Origin of the sequence: Mesorhizobium sp. M7A.F.Ca.ET.027.03.2.1 (assembly GCF_003999175.1) — a bacterium.
Classification (GTDB): Bacteria; Pseudomonadota; Alphaproteobacteria; order Rhizobiales; family Rhizobiaceae; genus Mesorhizobium.
The window spans coordinates 1-4,240 of the sequence record NZ_RZOM01000506.1; the positions used below are offsets into that span (position 1 = coordinate 1).

Consider the following 4,240-nt stretch of genomic DNA (forward strand, 5'->3'; position numbering starts at 1 on the left):
CAGGAGACGAAGGCAAGTGCGGCGGCGGCCATGATCGAGGGCGTCATCAACGGCAGCACGATGGTGACCAGCACGGTGAACCAGCCGGCACCGCCCGCTCGCGCCGCTTCGATCAGTTCGCGCGGCAGCTTGCGCAGGCCGGCGCGCACCAGCAGGAAAACCAGCGGCCCATACTGCACGCCGAGCAGCAGGATGATGCCCAATGTCGAATAGAGCGGATTCCTGGTACCGAGCGGCGGTGCCGCCCCGAACAGCTTGAGGAACGGGCTTGCCGGGCCGAACAATTGCAGCCAGGCCAGCGCCGTCACCTGCGGTGCGATCATCAAGGGCATGACGTAACAGAGCACCATGGCGCTGCGAGCGCGGATATCGGTCAGAGTGACGAGGACGGCCACCAGCGTTCCCGACAGCACCGCAAGCAGGGTGCCGCCGATGCCGACGACCAGTGTGTGCCAGGTGGCGATCCAGGTCGCCGGACTGGCGAGCCCCGCCTTTATCGCGACGGCCGACAGCGTGCCGCCGGGTGCCACGATCTCCTTGATCAGGCGCAGCATCGGCAGCAGCGAAAGCAGGACGATGACGATGGCTACCGCCGCCGTCAGGACCAATTCCTGGCCCCGGCTTTCGCTGATCCGTGTTGACATGATTGCGTTTCCTGGGGTCGATCAGCCGATGCGATCGGGTTTCGCCCGTCAGGGATGCCGCTGGGACGGCATCCCTGATGGATTGCCGGCTCAGCCGCCGAACAGTTCCGAGAACTTCGCCTTGTCGGCGTCAGTCTTGGCGACGATTGCCTTGGTGTCGAACGACATCACCTTGACCTTGACGCCTTCCGGCAGCCATTCGGGGCGGCCGACCGAGGCGCGCGCCGGCAGATAGCCCATCGAAAGCGCAAGCTTCTGGCCGTCATCGGAAAGAATGAAGTCGACGAACTTCTTGGCGCCATCGACATTCCTGGCGGTCTTCATGATGGCGACCGGTTCGGTCACTGCCGGCACACCTTCCGAGGGGAACACGAACTCGACCGGGGAACCCTTCTTCTTGGCGTTCATCGCCATGAAGTCGACGAGGATGCCATAGGGCTTCTCGCCCGATGCCACCGACTTCAGCACCGCACCATTGCCGCGCACGCTGACGGTGTTGTTGGTCTTCAGCTTCTGGAAGAAATCCCAGCCATAATTGGTATCGCCGACGAAGCCCGAAAGCAGGTAGGCGGCCGCACCCGAATAGAGCGGGCTCGGCATGACCAGGCCATCTGCATAGGCCGGCTTGGCGAGATCTGCCCAATGCTGCGGCTTCTCGGTCGCCGCGGTGTTGTAGACGATGCCGGTGGTGATCAGCTTGCTGCCGAAATAGGTCTTGTCGGCATCATAGGCATCCGCTTCGATGCCTTCGAGCTTTGCCTCGGGATAGGGCAGCAGCCGGTCGTCCTTCTTCAACAGCTCCATCGAGACCGCATCGGCGATCAGAAGCACGTCGGGCTGCGGGCTGCCGGCGGCAAACTCGGCCGCCATCTTGGTCAGGATATCGCTCGTTCCCGAGCGATAGATATTCACATCGATACCCGGCTGTGCCTTCTTGAAGGCATCCACGGTCTTGGCCGCGTCGGCTTCTGGTTGGGACGTGTAGAGCGTCAGTGTTTCGGCGTTTGCCACCCCGGCAAACAAAGTTGCCGCGAGTGCCAGCTGGCTGGCCAGCAGCTTGATGAAGTGCGTCTTCAATGAGACCTCCTGTCTTGTCTGTGCATGACCGGTCCGGCTCTGGCCGGCTCCCCGTCTCTTCCTCCCTGCACGGCGCATATGACTGGTGGATGACACAGCGCGTGAAACCCACAAAATATGTTCATATGTACGATGTCAATTACAAATGAACAGAAATGTGCGACAATCGACACGCCGAAGATCCGGCATCAGTTGACATCCGGCCGGTGTTTCCTTGATGAGCACCGGGCAGGCCACGGCTCATGAGGAACAGGAACCGATGACCACAGAAAAACCCAGACAGGCTCGCCTGCCGATGGTCTCGTCGGACCTTACCGTCAAGACGGCATGGCTCTACTATGTCGAAGGTTTCACCCAGGAACAGATCGCCGAAAAGCTCGATGTCTCCAGGGTGAAGGTCATGCGTACCCTGGCCTCGTGCACCGCCGAAGGCATCGTCGTCACCATGATCAACGCGCCGACCGCCGGACAGGTGGCGCTCGAGCGGGAGCTGGAAAAGCGCTGGGGTCTGAATGCCGCCGTCGTCATCCCGACGCCTTCGGCGCATGACCATCTGGAGAAGGCCATCGGCCACGCCGTCGCGGCCTATCTCGGCGAGCAGATGCAGGACGGCATGACGCTGGCGATCGGTGGCGGCGCGACCCTGCATGCCAGCCTCGGCTTCCTGGCCCGCCGGCAGTTGAAGCGTGCCTGCGTGGTGGCGCTCGTCGGCAGCCTGCCGCATTCGCAATGGATCAATCCATCGATCGTCGCAGCCAAGGTCGCAGACGTCTTCGAGGTCGACAGCTACCAGATCACCGCGCCGGTGACGGTCGACAATTCCTCGCTGCGTGATCTCCTCTGGGCACAGCCGACCCTGCAGGATGTGCGCCAACGCGCGGCGACCGCCGACATCGCGCTGCTCACCGTCGGCGACATGTCGCCGGACGCCACCATCTTCCGGCACGGCATCGTGCCGTCATCGCTGATCGCTCCGCTGAAAGCGAAGGGCGCGGTCGCCAACATGCTGTGCTATTTCGTCGATGCCGCCGGCGGACTGGTCGACCACGAGGTCAACAGCCGCGTCATGGCCATCGATCTCGATGTGGTCAGCAACGTGCCTAATGTCGTTCTTGCCGCGGGCGGCAAGCGCAAGGTCGCGGCGATCCTCGCCGCGCTGAAAGCCGTAGACACCAACGTGCTGATCACCGACAGCGATACCGCCACGGCGCTGCTTGCCAAGGGCGGCTGAGCCGATCCGACTGGCTCCCGTGTTTCCCGCTAAATGAGCCCGCGCTCGCGCAAAAAATCCTCGACACCGACATGGGTCATGGATTCGAATTCGGCGACCGCCTCGGCCACCCGCTTGCGCTGCGCCGCCAACAGCGTGAACACCTGCTTCATCTCGCCGGAAACACCGAAACGGCTCCACCGCTCGGCGATGTGCGTGGGCAAGCCGATGTCGGCGCAGAACGCGTCCAGGCTGTCATAGCCGAGGCTGGCGACGAGCTGCCTGGTCTCGTCCGCCGACATGCGCGGCTCGAAGGCGTGGTCGTGCAGTCGCTGCGCCACCAGCTTGATGTCGGATGGCGACGCGCCCATGACCTTGCCGAACAGGGTTTTCACGTCAGACGGGTCGAATGCAGGCATATTTTGGCCTCCCTGGATCGCAATCCAGATAGAACATGGGTCAAGGGTCGGCGCCTGACAAGTCGTTTCTGTCGTAAGCCGGCGCATCATTCGGCGCCGGCTTCTGCTTAATGGATCAGACCAGCAGGCCCATCGGATTTTCAAGGAGGTTCTTGAAGGCGACCAGCAGTTCAGCCCCAAGCGCGCCGTCGACGGCGCGGTGATCGGTCGACAGCGTCACCGACATCACCGTGGCGATCTTGATCTCGCCATTCTTGACCACCGCCCGCTCCTCCCCGGCGCCGACCGCCAGGATGGTCGCATGCGGCGGGTTGATGACGGCAGCAAAATCCTTGATGCCGAACATGCCGAGGTTGGAAACAGCCGTGGTGCCGCCCTGATACTCATCCGGCTTCAGCTTGCGGCTGCGCGCCCGGCTGGCCAGGTCCTTCATCTCGTTGGAAATGGTGGACAGCGTCTTTTCGTCGGCCCTGCGGATAATCGGCGTGATCAGGCCGCCCGGGATCGACACGGCAACGCCGACATCGGCATGCTTGTGCTTGACCATGGCGCTTTCGGTCCATGAGGCATTGGCATCCGGCACCGCCTTCAGCGCCATGGCCATCGCCTTGATGACCATGTCGTTGACCGACAGCTTGTAGGCCGGAGCCTCGCCCTTATCGGTCTTCTTCACCGGGGCAGCCGCATTGATCTGCGTGCGCAGCGCCAGCAGCGCATCGAGCTCGCAGTCGAGCGTCAGGTAGAAATGCGGGATGGTGGTCTTGGCCTCGACCAGCCGCCGCGCAATGGTCTTGCGCATATTGTCATGCGGGACGAGGTCGTAGGAGCCCTGTTCGAACAGACGCAGCACATCCCCCTCCCCCTTGAGGGGAGGGTGGCCGGCCACAGGC

Annotated in this window: 5 protein-coding genes; 1 reads left to right on the forward strand and 4 read right to left on the reverse strand. The window is 62.9% G+C overall.

Annotated elements, in window-relative coordinates; all coding sequences use genetic code 11:
• Both EN750_RS20850 and EN750_RS20855 read right to left on the reverse strand, forming a co-directional pair.
• Positions 1–644: ABC transporter permease subunit (locus EN750_RS20850; RefSeq protein WP_145967804.1), on the reverse strand; the 644-nt coding region annotated here is incomplete at its 3' end.
• A 90-nt stretch (positions 645–734) separates the two neighbouring features.
• Entirely contained in the window at positions 735–1,721 is a 987-nt protein-coding gene (locus EN750_RS20855; RefSeq protein ID WP_027038054.1) for an ABC transporter substrate-binding protein, read from the reverse strand.
• 259 nt (positions 1,722–1,980) lie between these two features.
• Between EN750_RS20855 and EN750_RS20860 the strand changes: the two genes are divergently transcribed.
• Positions 1,981–2,952, forward strand: coding sequence for a sugar-binding domain-containing protein (locus EN750_RS20860; RefSeq protein WP_027038053.1), 972 nt, complete (start codon positions 1,981–1,983; stop codon positions 2,950–2,952).
• Between the two features lie 29 nt (positions 2,953–2,981).
• Here EN750_RS20860 and EN750_RS20865 read toward each other — a convergent pair whose 3' ends face one another.
• On the reverse strand, positions 2,982–3,350 hold the full coding sequence (locus EN750_RS20865) for a hypothetical protein (RefSeq protein WP_127271283.1): 369 nt from the start codon (positions 3,348–3,350) through the stop codon (positions 2,982–2,984).
• A 115-nt stretch (positions 3,351–3,465) separates the two neighbouring features.
• Positions 3,466–4,240: 2-oxo acid dehydrogenase subunit E2 (locus EN750_RS20870; RefSeq protein WP_189526352.1), on the reverse strand; the 775-nt coding region annotated here is incomplete at its 5' end.

Bases quoted from the DNA above. Each gene is read 5' to 3' on its own strand.
- EN750_RS20860 (WP_027038053.1), top strand. From the start codon at position 1,981: ATGACCACAGAAAAACCCAGACAGGCTCGCCTGCCGATGGTCTCGTCG.
- EN750_RS20865 (WP_127271283.1), bottom strand. From the start codon at position 3,350: ATGCCTGCATTCGACCCGTCTGACGTGAAAACCCTGTTCGGCAAGGTC.